At 58.9% G+C, this 19359-nt stretch carries 16 protein-coding genes; 10 read left to right on the forward strand and 6 right to left on the reverse strand.

Going from position 1 to position 19359, the window contains the following annotated elements:
* The first annotated feature begins 15 nt into the window (after positions 1 to 15).
* Together rpmF and rnc are read left to right on the forward strand one after the other, a co-directional pair.
* The gene (rpmF, locus tag HALAL_RS18150; RefSeq protein WP_084471945.1) at positions 16 to 186 is read left to right on the forward strand and encodes a 50S ribosomal protein L32; all 171 of its coding nucleotides are present in this window, start codon (positions 16 to 18) and stop codon (positions 184 to 186) included.
* 61 nt (positions 187 to 247) lie between these two features.
* Positions 248 to 1000, forward strand: a complete 753-nt coding sequence (rnc, locus tag HALAL_RS0110075; RefSeq protein WP_051462892.1) for a ribonuclease III — start codon at positions 248 to 250, stop codon at positions 998 to 1000.
* A gap of 65 nt (positions 1001 to 1065) precedes the next feature.
* Here rnc and HALAL_RS17645 read toward each other — a convergent pair whose 3' ends face one another.
* Together HALAL_RS17645 and HALAL_RS0110085 are read right to left on the reverse strand one after the other, a co-directional pair.
* Positions 1066 to 1590, reverse strand: a complete 525-nt coding sequence (locus tag HALAL_RS17645) for a helix-turn-helix transcriptional regulator (protein ID WP_169732435.1) — start codon at positions 1588 to 1590, stop codon at positions 1066 to 1068.
* A gap of 401 nt (positions 1591 to 1991) precedes the next feature.
* Entirely contained in the window at positions 1992 to 2678 is a 687-nt protein-coding gene (locus HALAL_RS0110085) for a CAP domain-containing protein (protein ID WP_025273896.1), read from the reverse strand.
* 461 nt (positions 2679 to 3139) lie between these two features.
* Here HALAL_RS0110085 and HALAL_RS0110090 point away from each other — a divergent pair, with 461 nt between their 5' ends.
* Together HALAL_RS0110090 and smc are read left to right on the forward strand one after the other, a co-directional pair.
* Positions 3140 to 3325 (forward strand): hypothetical protein, encoded by a 186-nt coding sequence (locus tag HALAL_RS0110090; RefSeq protein WP_025273897.1) that lies wholly within the window; start codon positions 3140 to 3142, stop codon positions 3323 to 3325.
* Positions 3326 to 3555: 230 nt separating this feature from the next.
* On the forward strand, positions 3556 to 7122 hold the full coding sequence (gene smc, locus HALAL_RS0110095) for a chromosome segregation protein SMC (protein ID WP_025273898.1): 3567 nt from the start codon (positions 3556 to 3558) through the stop codon (positions 7120 to 7122).
* 45 nt (positions 7123 to 7167) lie between these two features.
* On the opposite strand, the gene trpD is transcribed toward smc, so the two are convergent.
* Positions 7168 to 8220 (reverse strand): anthranilate phosphoribosyltransferase, encoded by a 1053-nt coding sequence (gene trpD / locus HALAL_RS0110100; protein ID WP_029767715.1) that lies wholly within the window; start codon positions 8218 to 8220, stop codon positions 7168 to 7170.
* An 808-nt stretch (positions 8221 to 9028) separates the two neighbouring features.
* Positions 9029 to 9418 carry a response regulator gene (locus tag HALAL_RS0110105; protein WP_245598077.1) on the reverse strand — a complete coding sequence of 130 codons (390 nt, stop codon included), beginning with the start codon at positions 9416 to 9418 and terminating at the stop codon, positions 9029 to 9031.
* Positions 9419 to 9617: 199 nt separating this feature from the next.
* On the opposite strand from HALAL_RS0110105, the gene ctaE reads away from it, so the two are divergent.
* The 4 genes from ctaE (at position 9618) to qcrB (ending at position 14078) form a co-directional block, all read left to right on the forward strand.
* A complete protein-coding gene (ctaE, locus tag HALAL_RS0110110) occupies positions 9618 to 10238 on the forward strand; it encodes an aa3-type cytochrome oxidase subunit III (RefSeq protein WP_425402649.1) in 621 nt (206 codons plus the stop codon).
* 209 nt (positions 10239 to 10447) lie between these two features.
* Entirely contained in the window at positions 10448 to 11266 is an 819-nt protein-coding gene (gene qcrC / locus HALAL_RS0110115) for a cytochrome bc1 complex diheme cytochrome c subunit (protein WP_025273901.1), read from the forward strand.
* Positions 11267 to 11304: 38 nt separating this feature from the next.
* Positions 11305 to 12456 (forward strand): cytochrome bc1 complex Rieske iron-sulfur subunit, encoded by a 1152-nt coding sequence (qcrA, locus tag HALAL_RS0110120; protein WP_245598080.1) that lies wholly within the window; start codon positions 11305 to 11307, stop codon positions 12454 to 12456.
* Positions 12453 to 14078 carry a cytochrome bc1 complex cytochrome b subunit gene (qcrB, locus tag HALAL_RS0110125; protein ID WP_025273903.1) on the forward strand — a complete coding sequence of 542 codons (1626 nt, stop codon included), beginning with the start codon at positions 12453 to 12455 and terminating at the stop codon, positions 14076 to 14078. Before qcrA ends, qcrB begins: the two co-directional genes overlap by 4 nt.
* A gap of 76 nt (positions 14079 to 14154) precedes the next feature.
* Here the strand turns inward: qcrB and HALAL_RS0110130 are convergent, their stop codons facing one another.
* Positions 14155 to 15885 carry a RelA/SpoT family protein gene (locus HALAL_RS0110130; RefSeq protein ID WP_025273904.1) on the reverse strand — a complete coding sequence of 577 codons (1731 nt, stop codon included), beginning with the start codon at positions 15883 to 15885 and terminating at the stop codon, positions 14155 to 14157.
* 304 nt (positions 15886 to 16189) lie between these two features.
* Here HALAL_RS0110130 and HALAL_RS0110135 point away from each other — a divergent pair, with 304 nt between their 5' ends.
* Positions 16190 to 16378: a DUF4190 domain-containing protein gene (locus HALAL_RS0110135; protein WP_025273905.1), complete on the forward strand. Its 189-nt coding sequence runs from the start codon at positions 16190 to 16192 to the stop codon at positions 16376 to 16378.
* A gap of 70 nt (positions 16379 to 16448) precedes the next feature.
* Positions 16449 to 17537 (forward strand): winged helix DNA-binding domain-containing protein, encoded by a 1089-nt coding sequence (locus HALAL_RS0110140; RefSeq protein ID WP_025273906.1) that lies wholly within the window; start codon positions 16449 to 16451, stop codon positions 17535 to 17537.
* 139 nt (positions 17538 to 17676) lie between these two features.
* On the opposite strand, the gene HALAL_RS0110145 is transcribed toward HALAL_RS0110140, so the two are convergent.
* Positions 17677 to 19344, reverse strand: coding sequence for a DEDD exonuclease domain-containing protein (locus tag HALAL_RS0110145; protein WP_025273907.1), 1668 nt, complete (start codon positions 19342 to 19344; stop codon positions 17677 to 17679).
* Positions 19345 to 19359 lie beyond the last annotated feature (15 nt).

The following is a 19359-nucleotide window of genomic DNA, read 5'->3' on the forward strand; positions in this document are numbered from 1 at the left end:
TTTACGGAGATTATCGTGGCTGTTCCCAAGCGTCGTATGTCGCGCTCAAACACCCGGCACCGTCGTTCCCAGTGGAAAGCTGCGCCGGTTCGTCTGGTTGACTGCCCTCAGTGTCATGAACCTAAGCGCTCTCACCACGTGTGCAGCAACTGCGGCACGTACAAGGGCCGTGAAGTCCTAGCTTAATAGACTGAGTTTTTCAGCCTCCGCCTGAGAGTTCTGTACGGCGGAGGCTTCATTATGTGCCATGAACGGGGGTTCTGTCTTGCCGGCACGTCCTATCGAAGAAGCTGTGCGACATTTCGAGGCTGTATTCGGAGTGCGGGACCTGGATTCCGATCTATTGCAGTTGGCATTGACCCACCGCTCGTATGCGTACGAAAACGGCGGAATCCCCACGAACGAACGCCTGGAATTCCTTGGCGATACCGTGTTGGCGGTATCCATCAGTGCCCTGCTGTACCGGAATTATCCGCAACTGCCCGAGGGGCAACTGGCACCAATGCGTGCCTCGGTGGTCAGCATGAAGGGCCTGGCTGAGGTTGCCGCTCGGCTTGGCGACGGCGGAGTCGGACCGTTTGTTCTCCTAGGTAAGGGAGAAGAGCGCGACGGGGGGCGTGAGAAGGCCTCTATTCTGGCCGATGCCACGGAAGCCTTGCTCGGAGCGTTGTACCTTCAGTACGGCCCCTTGGAAGCCGATCGCGTGGTACGACAGTTCTTCGCTCCGATGATTCGTGAGGCGGCCGGGCAGGGTGCGGCTCTGGACTGGAAGACCTCGCTGCAGGAGTTCACCGCGGACAACGGCCTGGGCGTTCCCCGCTACTGGGTCACCGAAACCGGCCCGGACCACGCTAAGGAATTCACCGCATGGGCCGTGGTCGCGGGCGAGGAGTTCCCCGAAGGCATCGGATCGTCGAAGAAGGACGCCGAACATCAAGCGGCGCAGTTTGCCTGGGAAATCCTGGCGAAACGTCTCGGCGTGACCGACGGAAACGGCTAGCCTCACTCTGCGGTGCCGTCGACCGTGATTGGCAGCCGAACCCGAATGTCGATCACGCTCGACAATCAGATCCACTGTGGCTGGCGTTCCCATCGACGGTCGAGCCCGTAATTGAGGGCGAAGGCTACGGCCCCCAGTCGGGATGTGACCCCCAGTTTTCCCAATACGTTCTGAATGTGGGAACGGACCGTGGACACCGAAACGCCCATATCGGTCGCCATGTGTTGGGTGGCCTGCCCACGAACGATGCGGTGTAGTACGTCGCCTTCCCTCGGCGTGAGGTGTTCCGCGAGACTCCGGGCCGCAGTGGCTCCGAGTACGGTCGTGGGTCCAAGCGCCGCATGCAGAAGTTGAGGATCGTAGTAGTGTCGTCGATCGTGGAACACCCTGAGTGCGGTGTCGGTGATTTCAGAGGCGCGGTTCAAGGTGGATATCACACCTTGAGCGTGGCCTGAAAGCGCATCACGCAGTGCCGTTCCGTCTTCGCGATCGGTGATGAGGAAAACCGGCCGTGGACTGCTACGAAGAGCTTTGGGGCGGGCTACAGTGTCGAGCGCTACGATGCTTCCGTCTACATCGGTCGAACACACGATGTCCTTTGGGGATTTCGCGGAAATGACAGTGTGTTGGCGTTGTTTAAGCTGGGGTACGATGCTCGCCGAAAATATATGACTGGGGTCGTACAGCATGACTCGCACTGGTATTACCTCGTCCTTCCGGTACAGGGAGGCACGTTCGAAGGGCTCACGGCGCTAAGTATTGTAATCGGTCAATAATTGAGCGTCCGCTGATCGAAACCCTGCGAATGAACCTCGGAGTGCTTGGTTGCGGTTACAGCACATGCCTTTGCAGCCCGCTGTCTCAGCATGACCGGTCGTAAGGATGGAGTCTAGAGTAGAGTCAGATGGACGACAGACTCACGTTTTCTCGGGATCATCTATTGAATTATGGAAAAGTGCAAGGTATATTGTCGCGTCCGGTTCGGAGGATCTTAACCGAAGTTCTGTACCCAGTACGGGGTTCCCGAATCATTGACGAAGTGCCCGACTCCGATGACGGTCCAGTCGCAGTTGAGAATATTGGCACGGTGTCCGTCCGAGTTCATCCAGGCTCGCATGACCTCTTCGGCGGTCTGCTGCCCCGCCGCGATGTTCTCTCCGACTCCGCCTTGGTGTCCCGCTGCGGCGGCGCGGTCGGAGGGGCTGCGTCCGTCCTGAGAGGTATGGGAGAAGTAGTCGTTGACGCCCATGTCTTCGGCGTGGCCGTAAGCGGCGTGCTCCAAGGTGTCGATGGGCTCCACATCCGGGCAGTTCGCCTCCGTGCGCCGTTGATTGACCAACCGCACCACAAGTTCGGTATCGCTCAGCTGATCGGTTTCGGGCTCGCTTGAATCGTTCGGAGTGCTCTCGTCCTCGCTGTCGTCGTCGCTTGCCGAGGTGTCGTCGTCCTCTTCCGAGGCGGTTCCTTCGGTCGGATCATCGTCCTTCGACGGGGTGGTTTCCGGCGAGGCAGTACCCGTTTCGTCGGTTTGGGACGTGTCCGGGGTCGCCTCACCGGTATCGACAAGAAAAGTTATCCCGATCACCATGGCGATGGAGCAGATCAGTGCGAGCGTCAAGGTGAGATTGGTGCGAAACCGGTCCTTCGCTCGGTGGTGTCCTGGCAGGGAGGTTGACATGGTGGGTCTCCGCTGGAATCGGTTGCGATACGTCGGCATGGGCGTCGTTTGTTCCGCCCGCCTGGGGGCATGTGGTCACAATGTGACGTAGCGAACGGGATCCGACGAATGATCCCCATGCGGTTATTTGTCAGGTTTCGTTGACTTTACCAGTTCACGAAATTTACGGTGCGAATGACAGTATTGTAACGATATGAATTCATCCTATTTTCGGCACAAAACTTACTAGACGTCACATAAATTATCGGGACCCTTTGCTGGATTAACACCCACAAATGTGTAAAGCTTGACGAGGAGAGCCTTTTAGGCGGATGATAGGGGATAACGGTAAGTAATCATCACGGAACCGTTCCCGTTGCGAAGCGACTGGCTTCAATGAGAAATTGCCAATGAGAAAAGATATGCGACGCAAATGGTGCGCGATCCAGCGTGACCAGGCGACGTGATCGCAAGGAGAGATTATGGCGAAAGCCCTATACGGTCACCTCGAAAAGGCGCCCAATAAGCGCCTGGCAGACGAGGTGATTCAGCTACGTGCGCGAGTTCGCAGCCTGGAAACTGAATTGGCCGAACTTCGGTCCAAGGACGAGGTTTCCACCTCAGAGGAAGAAGAACTGGCTCGGGTTCCAGAGCCGGTACTTTCATAGACATACCTGGGGAAATAATATATAGCGACTCAGCGTACGGAGAAAGACAGCGCGCCGGATTCAGGTCCACCGGCGCGCATTGTTATCTCTTACGAAACTCAGCATTAGGACACGAATCCTCTCTCCGTCGACCGGTAGAATCGGGCAGTTCCCTCTTTCGGAACAGACGACCGTATGCCACGGTCGTAGCGACATCGTCCAGGCACCCGTCCCCGCAACGGAGAAACCACGTGCATCTCAAGAGCCTTACTCTCAAAGGTTTCAAGTCCTTTGCCTCCGCTACCACACTCCGCTTCGAACCGGGAATCACCTGTGTGGTGGGGCCCAACGGCTCGGGAAAATCAAACGTAGTGGACGCCATTGCCTGGGTTCTGGGAGAGCAGGGGGCCAAATCGCTGCGTGGCGGGAAGATGGAAGACGTCATCTTCGCCGGAACGACGGGGCGCTCACCACTGGGACGGGCCGAAGTCACTCTGACGATCGACAATAGTGACGGCGCGATCCCCATCGACTATTCCGAAGTCGCCATTACCAGGCGCATGTTCCGCTCCGGTGAAGCCGAATACGAAATCAACGGCGATCGGGCACGCCTGCTCGACATTCAAGATCTCCTCTCAGACGCCGGAATCGGTAAGGAAATGCACGTTCTGGTCGGGCAGGGGAAACTCGACTCCTATCTGCATGCTCGCCCGGAAGATCGTCGATCTTTCATCGAAGAGGCCGCCGGCGTCCTCAAACACCGGAAACGAAAAGAAAAAGCCCTGCGCAAGCTCAATGGAATGCAGGGAAATCTTGACCGACTCAACGATCTCACCGACGAACTCCGACGTCAGCTCAAACCCTTGGGCCGCCAAGCGCGATTGGCGCAGCGCGCGCAGACCATTCAAGCCGATTTGCGCGACGCGCGGTTGCGTCTCCTGGCCACCGACCTTGCTGAACTACGCAGCTCACTGCGGCACGATCAGGAAAGCGAAGAAGCCGCCGCTGAACGAAAAGCCGTCCTGGAAGGCGAGACCGACAATCTCCATCAGGAGATCACACGGCACGAACAACAGCACCGTGACGATAAGCCACGACTGGAGAAACTCCAGGAGACCTGGTACAACCTGCAATCCGTCGCCGAACGCCTGCGGTCTACCAAGCAGTTGGCCAAAGAACGTGCTCGTTATCTGTCCTCCGAAGAATTGCAACGCAGCGGTCCGGATCCACGGGAAATCGAGGCGGAGGCCGAATCGATCACGGAGACCGAAATCGAGTTGCGGGAAACCATCGCAGAGGACTCCGAGCGGCTGGACGTGGCACGAGAGGCCCGTTCTGAAATAGAAGCCAGGCTGGCGGAGACCGAACAAGCCATTGTAGAGGCGACGCGGGCCGCGACGCGGCACCGTGAAGCCCTGACCGCCCTACGAGGACAGGTCGAAAGCACACAGTCCACCGTGACGGCCGCCGACGACGAGTCCGAACGTGCCCTCACCGCCCTGCAAGAGGCTCAGGAACGTGCGGAGGAAACCAGGCAGGAGTTCGCTGAACTGGAAGGTTCGAGTGAACCGGAGGCTGACGCGGAAGGCGAGTCTGAGCTGGAAAGCCGACTTGAGGAGTTGAACGACCGACTTCAGGAGCTCGACGAGCAGAGAGAGGCGCAGACCGAGCGTTTGCATCAATACCAAAAGGAATCGTCGGCGGCCTCCGCCCGCGCTGAGGCGCTCTCACTCGGGCTACAGCGCAAGGACGGAAACAGTCGTCTTCTCGCCGATTTGGGCGAACGGGACGACGTTCTCGGGTCGTTGGCGGCGTTGACAACCGTTACCGCCGGGTATGAAACTGCCGTGGCCAGTGCCTTGGGACAGTGGGCCGATGCCGTCGCGATGACCGAACAAGAAGGGGCGATGGCGGCGATTCGTCATTTGCATGAGGTCGACGGTGGTCGTGCCCAGTTGGTTCTCGCGAACGTAGACGGTGACGTCGACCCGGCCACGCCGCCCGAACTCCTCCCCGCGGCGAGTCTCGTGGAGACTCCGCCCGAATACACCGCCATGGTGCGCCGGCTCCTCCGCGACTATGTGGTCGTCGACGGTCTGGACGAGGCCGCCGAAGTCGTCAACCGCCACCCCGGACTCACCGCCGTGACCGTGGACGGCGATGTTCTGTCCGGTTACACCCTTGGAGGAGGAAGCGACCGGCAAGAAAGCCTCATCGAAATTCAGAGCGAGGTCGACCAGGCCAATCGGCAACACCGATCAGCGCAGGAATCGATCACACGGCTGGAGAGCGAACTGGAAGCTGTGCAACGAGATATCGACGACTCCGCAGCCGTCAGATCACAACTCCAGAACGAATTGAAGCAGCGACAAGAAACGCGGCGCAAACTCGAAACCGAAGCGGCCCGCTTTCGGGCACAGGCCGAAACCGCCGCCAAAGCGGCTGACGCCGAAGTCGGACGCCTGCAACGCGCGGCCACCGCGGCCGCTCAGTCGCGGGACGACGCCCGAGAGAAGCTGACGCGATTCGAAGCCGAATTGGAACAGGCGGAGCAGCAAGAAGCTCCCGAAATCCCCGACACCTCCGAGCGCGATGAACTCAATCGGCAATTGGAAGCGGCTCGCCAGAACGAAATGGAAATCCGCCTCGCGGTACGCACCGCCGAAGAACGAGCGACCGCTCTGTCCGGAAGAGCCGATACCCTGAGGAGACAAGCAGCCGGAGAACGCGAAGAACGGGAACGTGCGCAGGCGAGAGCCGCACGTCGTGCCCACGCGGCAGCCGTCGCCACAGCCGTGGCCGATGCGACCGACACCGCCCTCGAACGGCTGCAAACCTCGTTGGAAGAAGCCGCCTCACAACGTGATCGACTCGCTGAGACGCAGACGCGTCGCGAAGCCGAACTCACCGAACTGCGTCAAAAGGCCACCACACTGCAGGCCGAGCTGGAACGGCTGACCGAAGCCACCCACCGAGAGCAATTGGCGCGGGCACAACAGAAAACCCGTATCGAGGCGCTGGAGACCAAAGCCGTGGAAGAGTTTGGGATCGACCTGGAAACCCTACTGACCGACTATGGACCGGACAACGACCTGCCACCCACGGCGGATGAAGTGACTAAAGCAGAACAAAAAGGACAATCGGAACCTGAATCGATCCCATTCGACCGAGCTGTCGTTGAAAAACGAGTAGCGAAAGGGGAAAGGGAATTGAAATCCCTTGGCAAAGTCAATCCCCTGGCGCTGGAAGAATTCGCGGCCCTCGAAGAACGCTACAAATTCCTCAATGAACAGTTGGAGGACGTGAAACGTACCCGTGGTGAATTGCTGGGAGTCGTCGACGAAGTCGACAAACGGATCGAAGACGTCTTCATCGAGGCGTACAACGATACGGCCCGAGAGTTCGCCCATGTATTCCAAACGGTCTTCCCGGGCGGGGACGGTCGATTGGTGCTCACCGATCCCGACAATCTACTCAATACCGGGGTGGAAGTGGAAGCACGTCCGCCCGGCAAAAAGGTCAAACGTCTGAGTCTTCTATCTGGTGGGGAACGTTCGCTGACGGCCCTGGCGCTCCTGTGCGCGATTTTCCGAGCCCGTCCGAGCCCCTTCTATCTTATGGACGAAGTCGAGGCGGCACTCGACGACGTCAACCTCGGGCGGCTTCTCGAACTGTTCAAACAGCTACGAGAGACCTCCCAACTGTTGATCATCACCCACCAAAAGCGAACCATGGAGATCGCCGACGCGCTCTATGGTGTGACCATGCGGTCGGGAGTCACCCAGATCATTTCGCAAAAGTTCGATCGCGAAGAGTAAACCACCCGTATCGCGAGAGGGAAGAGTCGGTGAGGTCAAAGGACTCTACAGGTCGCTCCAGCGTTCCACCAGTGCACGCGCCGCTCCACCATCGATCGCCGCTCGAGCTCGATCCAGACCCGCGGCAATGGCCGAATGTCGATAGGCGTCATCGGTAAGGCCGTCTTCGTGGGAATGAGCGGAGGCGGTGGCCAGCGCCGCTGCGCTGTTAATGAGAACAGCATCGCGTACCGGTCCCGTCTCACCTCGAAAAACCGAACGGGCTACCGCGGTGTTCACCTCGATGTTCCCTCCGGTCAAATCGGAACTCTGCGCTCGCGGCAGACCGAAATCGCGGGGATCGACAACCCGCCGGACGACGTCCCCTCTTCGGTTCGTGCACCATACGTCGCTAGGTGCTGTGGTGGAGATTTCGTCCAATCCGTCCTGACCACGGGCCACCATGACCGTGTGGCCACGCCGGGCGAATACTCCCGCCAGGAGAGGCGCCTTGGACAGGTCGGCACAGCCGATGAGACCGGCGTCTGGACTGGCGGGGTTGGTCAACGGGCCCAGCAGATTGAAGACCGTCGGAACACGGATCGTCTGGCGGACGGGTGCCGCATGCCGCATACCCGGGTGGAAACTCCGCGCAAAACAGAATCCGATCCCCACCTCGGTCAGTGATTTCGCCACGAATTCCGGATTCGCCTCCAGATTGACTCCCAGAGCTTCCAACAAGTCGGCAGAGCCGCATTGGGACGACGCGGCCCGATTACCGTGCTTGATGACCGGAGTGCCGGCAGCCGCCGCGACGACGGCCGCCATGGTAGAGATATTGACGCTTCCGGACCCGTCGCCACCGGTCCCCACGATGTCGATCGCCGTATCCGTCAGTGGTATCTGAAGGGGGACCGCCTCCTGCCGCATACGATCGGCGATGGCGTCCAACTCGGTGAGGCTCTCCCCCTTAGCACGAAGGAGAACCGCGAAGGAAGCGAGTTGCTCCGGTTCGGTTCGTCCGGACATGATCTGCCCCATGGCCCATGCCGCTGCGGCAGAGTCCAAGTCCTCTCCCGCGATGAGGTGGGAGAGGACTGCTTGCCAATTCTGATCCACGGCGTTCACGCGGTCCTCCTAAAGTCATTCCCCCGTATGAGTCGTTTCAAGGTTCTCCATGCCGTCGGACGGGCCCATGTTCCAAGGAAGAGCAGACGGGCGTATCCGATACCATGACCTGCTACGGCAACGGGTCGGTCGACGGTTCGCACCAACGACAGCACCGCGCGACGGGCACAACCCGGCCAATGCTGCGCGCTTTGCAGACGATCCTACGAGTCCGCAGCATCCGGCACCGGTAAGCACAGCGCGTGTTCACGTCGTGGGAGAAACAATCACTTTTTCGTAACGCTGACCGCTCAGCTTGCCCCAGGCACTCCATATTCACGCTGCGGGGGATTCTCACGACCTGAAGGTCGCGACGAATCCTCCTCGCGCAAATCTGAAGCACCTGGAACAACCTGAGCTCTTCTCCAGCTCTACCGCTTCTACGCTGCGCTCGAAGCTCGCCAGCTGGCTCGTCTGTGGGGATGGTTGAATGATTGAGCTCTTTTGGAATCACCGGCAGCTCTACCGCTTCTGCGCTTCGCTCGAAGCTCGCTAGCTGGCTCGTCTGTGGGGATCGAGTGACGGCAGCTCTTTAGGGAACACAGCCAGCTCCACCGCTTCTGCGCTTCGCTCGAAGCTCGCCGGTTGGTTTATCCGTGGGGATGGTGGGGTGATTGAGCTCTTCGGGAAATGCAGGCAGCTCCACCGCTGTGCGTGTTTGGGGGATGGTCTTGACACCGTGCCCGCACCGGTCTCAGGGGTGCGGGCACGGGCGAGTGTTCATGAAAGAGTTGAGGGCTGGACTAGGTTGGTGCGTCGATTATTGCTCCAGCAGTTCCACGACCCGTTTGCCCGTTTGGATCGGGTCGAGGGGATGGGTGATAACAGCGTCGGCGCCCGACCATGCCCCCAACCATTGATCGGCGGAGCGGGCTACGATGACCAAGCTCTTGGGAATGGTTTCGGCTTCGTCGCGCAACTGCCGAACCGCCCCCAGGCCCCCCATTGGTTGTGCTTCGCCGTCGAAGATCACCAGATCAAGCGAATACTTGTCCACTGCCGCCAAGACGTCGTCGTAATCGGTGGCGCTGAGGTATTCGATGGTCGCCGTTTCACTGGGGCGAGGGCCGATGGCGTTCTGTATCTTCTCAATGACTTCCGGTTGATGGCTGTAGATCAATACCGAATATTCTTTGGCTGAGGTACTCACAGTTTGCATATTAATCCCGCCACATTTCCGAGTTGTCGCGGGCTTGGTGTTCTGGCCCAATCGGGCGCCTCAAGTCTCCTCAGTCAGATGTTCGCCTCGTGACCAGCGACGTGATTAGAAATCGACTATTATAAATTGTATTGCGACACGCGCATTGATCGACCCCTTGCACAGTTGTTCAGGGGCGAACCGTAATAATGTGTCTGTGACTTCCGCTGAAGCAACAATCGACCCCGGCCGCATACACTCACTGACGAGGCCCAACGTTGTCAGTGTGGGCACCATCGTGTGGCTAAGCAGTGAACTGATGTTCTTCGCTGGCCTGTTCGCCATGTTCTTCTCCATCCGTGCCGCCGCCCCTGAGATGTGGCTAAGCGGAGTGGAGCACTTGGACGTGGTGTACGCGTTGCCCTTCACCGTCATCCTGATTCTGTCCTCGGTTACCTGTCAGATGGGTGTGTTCGCTGCTGAGCGCGGTGATGTGTACAAACTCCGTGCCTGGTACTCCATAACATTCGTCATGGGCTTGATCTTTGTTTTGGGGCAGGTCAACGAGTATCGCAACTTGGTAAGTGAAGGACTCACCATTGCCACGGACGGCTATTGGTCGATGTTCTATTTGACCACCGGCTTCCACGGCCTACACGTCGTCGGCGGTTTGGTGGCATTCATTTACTTCCTAATTCGCTCTACTATGGGGCGCTTTACACCTGCACAAGCGACCGCCTCCATTGTGGTGTCGTACTACTGGCACTTTGTGGACTTCGTGTGGATCGCTTTGTTCTATATGATCTACTTCCTGGATTTCTGGACCGTATAGAACGGTGCGTGCGTGAACGCCCAAACCAGACCATCGCGACCACGGTCGTGATAGACAAGGACAAACGATTGTTCCCCTCGCCTGCGGCGGTGCCGTTTATGGTTCCGTTGAAAGCGTAGTGAACAATGAACCCGGACAGCTGCTGACACCCGGCGGCAGCGTGACGAGAACCCGCTCGTCGGATACACAGATAAAGGTGAGGCAAACACGTGGCTGCAACAGCGAAGCGGCGGCCGAGCTGGAGAAAGCGTCTGAGCGCGCTCTCCCGCTTCGTCGGCGCGTTGGTCATAGTGGGCGTGGTTTACTCGGTCGGTGCGCCGAGCCTGTATGCCCAACCCAGCGAGGACGCATCGGACGTAACAGTGCTTCCTGCCGACGTCCAAGAAGGCAAGGAGCTCTACGATTCCAGTTGCATTACCTGTCACGGTGCGAATGGCGACGGAATCGAAGGGCGTGGACCGAGTTTGATCGGTACCGGTTCCGCTTCAGTGGAATTCCAAGTGAACACGGGACGCATGCCCATGGCCTCTCAAGGTGCCCAGGCTCCTCGAAAAGATCCGGAGTTCACTCCAGAAGAAGCTGGAAAGATCGCCGCGTACATCGAATACCTGGGCGGCGGAGCCGAGACGGACGCGAATCTGGACGAACTCGTCGAGAACGCCGACATCGCCGCCGGTAATGAGCTCTACCGTGTGAACTGTTCGTCCTGCCATGGCTACGCCGGAGGCGGCGGAGCGCTTTCATCCGGCGCTCACGCTCCCGGGCTGTCCGACTCCACGACAGAGGACATCTACAACGCCATGTTGACCGGACCTCAGAATATGCCCGTATTCGCCGACAACGAGCTGACTCCGGAACAGAAGGCCGAGATCATCGCCTACGTCGAGTACACCGTACAGGACGATAAGGATCCCGGCGGTATATTCAACCTCGGTCGTTTCGGCCCCTCGACGGAAGGTGTCGCCATCTTCTTGGTGGGCATCACTTCGCTCATGTTGGCTACGCTCTGGATTGCAGGTAAATCGTGACCGCCCAAGAACCTCAGAATCAAGGTGACGGGGTCGATGTGAATGACCCCAAGCTGACGCGCTTCGACGTGTTCCGTGAAGGACTGCGTCGCGACGGTATTGAAATTCTCCATTACGAGCCGCGTTATCCCAAGCCGGGTACCAAACCCGAAAAACGCATGGAGCGCATCGTCGGGTTCCTGTTCATCCTGGCGGGCGTATTTTCGCTGCTCTTCTTGGCCGCTTACATTTGGTGGCCCTGGGAGTACGGTGACGGTGCCGGAGATTGGTCGGACCCCGCTCGGTCCTACACCTCGGTCATCGGTATCTGTCTTGGTTTGTCCCTGCTGTTCTTCGCCATCGGTATTTTGACTTGGGCCAAGAAACTGCTCCCCGTCGAAGAGCTGGTTCAGGATCGCCACGACGGGCCCTCCAGCAAGGAGGACCGCAAGATCACCGAGGCGACGGTCGACACCGTCGTCGGCGACATCGGCTTGAAGCGGCGTCCGTTCCTTAAGAAGGCCGCGCTGGTCGGTGCGGCTCCCTTGGGCTTGGCGGCGATCGCACCTCTGGGAGGTCTGATCAAAGACCCCGAGGACATGTTGACCAAGACCGGCTGGGACCCCGAGTACGCTGAGACGAAAGCGAAGGGCGAACAGGCCGGAGTCTTCCAGGGCGGAAAGTTCGTTCGTCTGATGATGCGTGACGGCACGATGGTGCGACCTGACATGGTCAGCGTCGGAGGTCAGATCACCGTCTACCCCGCCTATGAACACGGTGCCTCCAACAAAGAGGCATTGGCCCCGACGTTGTTGATTCATCTGCGGGAACAGGATGCCGAGGAACTTCGGGAGAACCTGTACCCGATGTACGAAGAAGTGAGTGTTTCCACCCCTGAAGGTGAACACGAGTCAACGGCCATGTTCGGTAACTTCGTGGCCTACTCCAAGATTTGTACACACGTCGGTTGCCCCGCGAGTCTTTATGAACAGCAATCACAGCGGCTGCTGTGCCCCTGTCACCAGTCGCAGTTCAACGTGGTGGACAATGCGGCTCCGATCTTCGGTCCCGCCACGCGCCACCTCCCCATGCTGCCGCTAGAGGTCGACGACGACGGGTATTTGATTGCGACCAGTGATTATCTGGTACCGCCAGGACCGGCGTTCTGGAACCGCCCGTCTCTGCCCGAAGGATGGGAAGATAAACAGTGAAGACGAAAAAGCCTCAACCTGAAGCTCTGACCACGAAAGTGGGTGGAGAGCTCGACGATCGGTTTCAACTGGCGAAACCGTCGCGTAAGCTCCTGAACAAGGTATTCCCCGACCACTGGTCGTTCCTGCTCGGGGAAATCGCCCTGTTCTCGTTCATCATGTTGCTGTTGACCGGGACGTTCCTGGCTCTGTTCTTCGAACCCTCGATGGCACACGTGGTTTACGACGGTTCCTACGTGCCCTTGCAGGGCATTGAGATGTCGCAGGCCTATGCCACGGCGCTGGATCTGTCCTTCGACGTCCGTGGCGGACTGTTCATTCGGCAAATGCACCACTGGGCGGCCTTGCTGTTTATGGCCTCCATCGTGGTCCACATGATGCGTATCTTCTTCACGGGCGCGTTCCGCAAGCCCCGTGAAACCAACTGGATGATCGGTGTTCTGCTGTTCTGGTTGGGATTCATCGAAGGTTTTGCCGGCTACTCCCTGCCCGACGACGGATTGTCCGGTACCGGGTTGAGGATTGCCGAAGGCATGATGGAATCGGTACCGTTCCTCGGACCGTGGGTATCCGCCGCATTGTTCGGTGGGCCCTTCCCCGGTGAACTCATCATCACCCGTTTCTACATTGCCCACGTGTTCATTCTGCCGTTGATCATGCTCGGTCTGATCACCGTTCACCTGGCTCTGATCTTTGCGCAGAAACACACTCAATGGCCTGGACCGAACCGGACCGAGCACAACGTGGTCGGCTACCGGATGTTCCCGAACTACGTGATGAAACAGATCGGGTTCAGCCTGATGGTATTCGGGGTCATCGCACTGTTCGGGGGTCTTTTCCAGATCAACCCGATTTGGCTCTTCGGCCCGTATGAGGCCTCTGTGGTGTCGTCGGGTAGCCAGCCGGACTTCTACGTCATGTTCATGGACGGGTTGATCCGAATCTTCCCGGCCTGGGAACTGCGGTTCAGCATTGGGGAGTTCGTCTTCATCTTGCCCGCCGTATTCTGGCCGGGTGTTGCGGCGATGGGTATCTTCATCCTGCTGCCTCTGCTGTATCCGGCGATCGAACGGCGTCTGACCAAGGATCGTGGACACCACAACCTGCTGCAACGTCCTCGTGACATGCCCATCCGTACCGGATTGGGTGTCATGGCCGTCAGCTTCTGGGTGATCGGAACGGTGACCGGTGGAAACGACGTCTTCGCCGAGAAGTTCGACATTTCGCTGAACGCCATGACCTGGATCGGTCGCATTGGCATCGTCCTGATACCGGTGCTGCTTTACTACGTGACGTACCGTATCTGCCTGGGACTGCAGCAACACGACCGCGAGATCCTGTCCCACGGTGTCGAAACCGGGGTCATGATGCGTGATCCGAACGGGCGCTTCTACGAAGTGCACCAACCACTCGCGGAGCCGGACGAGCACGGTCATACGGACCTGGAGTACAACGGTTGGACCGTACCGAAGAAGATGAACCGTCTCGGTGCGCTCAAACCGGCCCGAAAGGGCTTCTTCCGCCCGATCGACGACGCTGAGGAACCCTCGCAGGACGGGTCGACCGCAGTGGAATCGGACGACGATCGCGACGAGATCGAGTCCGGCTCAAGTGACAGGTAAGCACGATTTAAAGGCCGTTCGGACGATGTTTTCGTTGATTTCGTCCGAACGGCCTTTTTGTATGCGTCAGCGGAATCTAGAGCATGCCGGTTCGATCCACTGAGTTGATGAGCCGTTCGGCCACCACGTCAGGCTGGATTTCCTCGCGTGCCATCGCGACGTATAGGGAGTTCAAATCCGGCAGGTCGAAGGTGGACACAATGTTCAGTAGGGGTTTCTCATTGGCCAGGCCACGATCTTTCTTTCGCAGGGAGTAGAGGAGTCGCTCCTTACCGTTGACGATCTCCTGTTGAATATGCTGGCGCGGTATCTTGGCGACGGACTGGTCCTCGTTGAGACGCTGTTGAAACCACCCGCGGATGTATACCTTGGCCTCCGCGGTCTTGGTGCAGCGGAGCCATTCCTCTGACGGCCCATAGGGATCGTCCTCGGCGGTGAACACCAGATCGACCGTGTCGCCTTCTTTGAGCGGCTGGGTCAGTGGAGCGATGCGACTGTTGATGTAGACGGCGATGAGCTTATGGGCCTCCGGGCCGTTTCGGGTGTAGGCCAGATCGATGGCGTTCGCACCCTTCATCACCGTGGCCGTCCCTTCGTTGGGGATGAGTACGTTGATGTCCTGTTCGGCCAAGTCGCAACGTAGCGAGTCGAGAAAGAAGTCGGAGTCGGCGACCTCGGATTGCCATTGGTTCAATCGCTGTAGCCAGGGAAGCTGCTGTTGCGTGCGCAGTCGGCGGTTGGCGTGACCGGTCAGCTCGGCGATGATTCCCAATTCCGCCACACGATGCATTTCCTTGGTGCGAATCAGAAACTCTACGATTTCGCCGTCGTCGGCGTACACGCCGGTGTGCAGAGACTGGTAGAGATTGAACTTCTTTGCGGCGATGAGGTCGCGGAACTTGGACATATGCGGTTGCCATTGCTGGTGTACGGCTCCCAACGCCGCATAGCAGTCGGTGGTGTCGCCGTCTACTTCAATGACGATTCGCGGTGGGTCCGAAGGGGAAGTGCCCGGCTTCTTTTCCATTTCCCGATGGACCGAATACGGGTGCCGCGGGCGGTCGTGCAGTTTGGCGTGGACCTTGAAACGCTTCAAAGCCTTCTTGACCTGTGGAAGAATTCTGTCCATCTGGCGTTGACGCGAGCTGTCGTCGGCGAGTGCCTCGGTAATGCGTTGGTAGCGTTCCGGCTCCAGGGTTTGCAGAACCAAATCCTCGAGTTCGCGTTTGATCAGATAGAGTCCAAGACGATCGGCCAGGGGGATGAGGACGTCTTTGGTCGCGTTGGCGATGCGGATCTGGGAGGGCCGTTTCTTGAACTGAACGGTACGCATATTGTGGAGACGGTCGGCCAGTTTGATGACGGCGACTCGGATGTCTTGATGCGCGGAAATGAGTAGTTTGCGAAATGTTTCGGCCTCGGCGGAGTCTCCGAGGTGGATTTTATCGAGCTTGGTAACCCCATCCACCATGACGGCTATTTCGTCCCCGAAATCCGTTGCCAACGCCTCGAGTGAATAGCTGGTGTCTTCCACCGTGTCGTGGAGCAGTCCTGCCGCAACCGTCGGAGTATCGACTCCGAGAGAGGCCAGAATGGTGGCCACTTCAATCGGGTGAGTGATATAGGGCTCCCCGGATTTTCGATTCTGCCCCCGATGCATTTCCTCGGCAATGCGGTAGGCCCGTTGCACCTGCAACAGGTCCGCCTTGTGATATCTGCTGCGGTGTACCTGCAGCAGCCGTGACATGCGTTCAGCCAGCTTCCAGGGGTCGTCGTTCTTGCTGCGTGAACGCCAAACTCGGAACATAGTTTCCTCCCCTGGGTTTATGTCCACTCGTCCGCTTGTGGACCATCGACGGTCGGAACACCGGTTCTTTTCATTGTATTTTTACGCGAGGGTTGCGCGTAGATCGACACACGTCCGTGTCAAATTCCTTTGAACCGGTGTGAACTGCACTTCGAGTTGTTATTGATCTTCCTGCGTGGCAAGCGGATTTACCAGGTGCAGGATTGTTATGGAAAGTGTGCCGAAAAATAATCTTCAAATATCTGTTCGAACGGAATTTGAGGAAACCGAGGACACCGGCTGATTCGGTCGATACAACAGAGGAATGTACGACAATCAGTCTCCGGACCAACCAGGCGCTCCCATGGCCACGGCGGGAATCGTCCTCGGCTGGATTTCCACCATTGGTTTCCTCCTACTGGTGATTCTGTACTGCACCATCGGTGTGGCGCTGTTCAGCGGTTTGAGCGACGAATGGGATACCGACATGCAAAACCAAATCCAGTGGGCCTAACGATGTAACGCACTGACATTCGATCAGGAGACGAAGGTCGAATGTCAGTTCGATGTGCTTGTCTGGTGTCATGGATCAGTCGGATTTCGGGCGGCTTCGCCTCCATTCCCAGCAGCTTGTTGCGCCGAGGTACACCTCCGTTCACGACGCGGTGACACACCTGGGCGCGGTGCAGGCCCAAGACCTCAAGGCGGCCGTCACGGCGATAGCAGTGCGGATGGACGCGGGGCACTGGCGGCAGGTGGTGGAGGGGCTCAATACGGGGACGATCGTTCGCTCCTGGACGATGCGCGGCACCTACCACATCGTGCCCGGCGAAGACTTGCCGTGGATGCTGGAGCTCCTCACTCCACGAGTCGAACGTCAGGCCGCGCGTCGCCGAATACAGCTGGGCGTTTCCGACGAAATGTTGGAACGTGCCGCCGAGGTGGCGATATCAGCATTGCGGGGCGGGCGGAGCCTCAGTCGCCCGCGATTGTTCGAGCGGTGGGAAGAAGCGCGGATCCCAACGAAGGCGGGATGTGGGTATCATATTCTGCAATATCTCTCCCATTCCGGCCTCCTCTGTTTTGGACCGTTGAACGGCAATAGTCACGATATCGTCCTCCTAGAGGAATGGGTACCGGTCCGCCGTCGCTTGGGGATCGAGATCAGCCGCGACGAAGCGTTGGCCGTTTTCGCGGAACGGTACTTTAGAATCCACGGCCCGGCCGACCTGGACGACTTCGCCCGTTGGGGCGGATTGACCAAACGCGATGCTCGCAGTGGCCTGTCTGATGCGGCCGACCGTCTGGATCGGACCGAACTCGACGGCCGAACCTATTATCTTGCGTCTGACACCTCGGCACGGGTTCACCGCCCGGAGTCCGATTCCAGTCGCACCCGTTTGCTTCCCGCCTTCGACGAACTGGTTCTGGGGTATAAGGACCGTACGCCGACCGTCTCTAGGACCGAGGAGAGCTTTATAATGCCGGGTAAAAACGGCGTATTTCGCCCCATGGTCGTCCATGACTCACGAGCGGTGGGGACGTGGCGCGTACGTACCAAAGGCAAGACGCGGTGGATCGAGGCGGAACCGTTCACGGCCTTCGACCCCGAAGTGGAGACGGCACTGGAACCCCATCGGACACAGGACTTTCTGGAGCGCATGGTGATGTAAAGAGGAGTGACAGCGTGTGCGGTCATTCGTCCTCAAACCACCGTCGGCTGCCGTATGCGAGGACTTCAACACCGCTCACCCGCGCCGTGAATATTATTTGTGACGCCCGGGTAGGACCTGATTGGCATTACTAGTTCTCTCAGTTGCCCGCAGGAGCCCATTCACAAGCCCATTCGCCCGTCGTCGAGACGATGCGCGTGCCGTCGTTGAGAAGCCAATTCAACAGGAGTTTAGCCTGGCCGGCGTGCGCGGCGTCGTGGACGTCGTGGACGGTCTCAATCGGGTTCGCATAGGCAACACACGCGTCGATCTCGGGCATGGGATTGATTCCTGGGGAAGTGGTTGTGGCGCCGGCAAGAAAACCGTGCCGGATCACCGCCACTTCCCAACCGCCCGCGACAGCGGGTGCGGCGACCACAATCTGACCGGCCCGTACGAATTCGCGCAGCCGCTGAGTTTCGACGGAGAGACGTTGGAAGGCATAGAGCTCCTCACGTCGTTCGGTCGCCGCCTCGAATCGCTCCTGTCTCGCCAAGTGCTCCATTTTATTCGCCAGTGCCCGGTCGACGTCACGAGACCCCACGGACATGGCGGTACCGGTCGCGTGAACAATGCTGCGGTATTCCTCCGGCGCTATCGATCCGTCGCAAGGCTGTGGACATTGCCCGATTTCTCCTAGAAAGCAGGGCTGTATCGGCTTGGACGGTGACAGACGATGTTTACATTCACGGATCGCCAAGCTCTGTTCCAAGGCATGAACCGCCAACTGTGCCTGAGTACCGGTCGTAGGCCCCAGTCGAGGCTCATCGACGTCGGGTGGTTTGCGTGAAACGGTGAGTCGTGGATACGTTTCCTTGGTCAGGCGGACCCAACTACGGTGTTCGGGATATTTCGACGCCCGATTGAAAGGCGGTTTGCCCTGTGCGATCATGGTGAACTCCGTGACCGCCGCCTCTAGACGGTGCGCGCAGACGATCGCCTCGACGCGCTCGGCCAAAGCCAACATGTCGCGCATTCGCCGACGCTGCTCACCTCGAGTGAAGTAACTGCGCACCCGCTTGGCGATATTTCCCGAAACGCCGATGTAGAGTGCGCGGTCATCGCTGTCGCGGAAAATATAAACGCCAGGTCGATGCGGCAAATCCTCGGCAAGGTATTTCTTGCGTCGCTGCAAGTGCGAGGGCACGGCCCGACAGAACTCGATCAGATCGATATCGGTATGAACTCCCTGACCGGAGGCTCTCTCAATTAGACCGTGCAATACGGCGACCGTCGCTCGGGCATCGTCCAGAGCGCGGTGATTGGGCGTAGTCGGTGAACCGAACAGACGAGCCAGGGACTTCAGACGACGATTTGGAGTCTCCTGCTTGTCGGTCAGCTTGCGGGCCAAATGCACGGTGTCCACAACCGGGGGACGTGGCCAGGGGAGTTCCAAGCGCTCGCACGCGTGTCGGAGAAAGCCGATGTCGAACCCCGCATTGTGAGCCACCAAGGTCGCTCCTCCCGCGAACTCCAAGAACGCCGGAAGCGCCGAATCCAGCTTCGGGGCGTCAGCGACCATGTCGTCGTTGATTCCGGTCAGACGCACGACCCGAGGATCGATGGGTTCACCGGGGTTGACCAGGGTCGAGAACTCTCCGATCACCTCGCCTCCACGCACCTTGACCGCTCCGATCTCGGTGATTCCGGCGGCGTCGGCGGCGAGACCCGTCGTCTCCAAGTCCACGACGCAGAAGGTGACCGTCTGGAGTGGGACGCCCATCTCCTCCAGGGTCGGTTGCCGCAGACCGGGCTCCCCTCGGCTCATCACCGCAACACCCAC

Origin of the sequence: Haloglycomyces albus DSM 45210 (assembly GCF_000527155.1) — a bacterium.
Taxonomy (GTDB): domain Bacteria; phylum Actinomycetota; class Actinomycetes; order Mycobacteriales; family Micromonosporaceae; genus Haloglycomyces; species Haloglycomyces albus.

Excerpts from the sequence above, each read along its gene's own strand:
- rnc (WP_051462892.1), top strand. The coding sequence starts at position 248 with ATGAACGGGGGTTCTGTCTTGCCGGCACGTCCTATCGAAGAAGCTGTG.
- HALAL_RS0110085 (WP_025273896.1), bottom strand. The coding sequence starts at position 2,678 with ATGTCAACCTCCCTGCCAGGACACCACCGAGCGAAGGACCGGTTTCGC.
- HALAL_RS0110090 (WP_025273897.1), top strand. The coding sequence starts at position 3,140 with ATGGCGAAAGCCCTATACGGTCACCTCGAAAAGGCGCCCAATAAGCGC.
- HALAL_RS0110130 (WP_025273904.1), bottom strand. The coding sequence starts at position 15,885 with ATGTTCCGAGTTTGGCGTTCACGCAGCAAGAACGACGACCCCTGGAAG.
- HALAL_RS0110135 (WP_025273905.1), top strand. The coding sequence starts at position 16,190 with ATGTACGACAATCAGTCTCCGGACCAACCAGGCGCTCCCATGGCCACG.
- HALAL_RS0110140 (WP_025273906.1), top strand. The coding sequence starts at position 16,449 with ATGGATCAGTCGGATTTCGGGCGGCTTCGCCTCCATTCCCAGCAGCTT.
- HALAL_RS0110145 (WP_025273907.1), bottom strand. The coding sequence starts at position 19,344 with ATGAGCCGAGGGGAGCCCGGTCTGCGGCAACCGACCCTGGAGGAGATG.